Origin of the sequence: Curtobacterium sp. MCBA15_009 (assembly GCF_001864895.1) — a bacterium.
Classification (GTDB): domain Bacteria; phylum Actinomycetota; class Actinomycetes; order Actinomycetales; family Microbacteriaceae; genus Curtobacterium.
In genome coordinates this window covers 1-269 of sequence record NZ_MJGO01000022.1, presented here as the reverse complement: position 1 = coordinate 269, position 269 = coordinate 1, and the positions used below count along the sequence as shown (strand labels likewise).

Below are 269 nucleotides of genomic sequence, written 5' to 3'. Positions count from 1 at the left end.
GGGCACTGTCCGTAACCCCGATAAGGGGTCGACGTTAGAACATCAACACTACAAGGGTGGTATTTCAAGGACGGCTCCACCAACACTGGCGTGCTGGTTTCAAAGCCTCCCACCTATCCTACACATGTAGGGTCAATGTTCAGTGCCAAGCTGTAGTAAAGGTTCACGGGGTCTTTCCGTCTAGCCGCGGGTACACTGCATCTTCACGGCGATTTCAATTTCACTGAGTCTCGGGTGGAGACAGCGTGGCCATCGTTACGCCATTCGTG

At 53.5% G+C, this 269-nt stretch carries 1 rRNA gene; it reads right to left on the bottom strand.

Annotation, left to right across the window (positions count from 1 at the left end):
* Nucleotides 1-269: ribosomal RNA gene (locus BIU97_RS05670) — 23S ribosomal RNA — on the bottom strand; the annotation flags it as partial.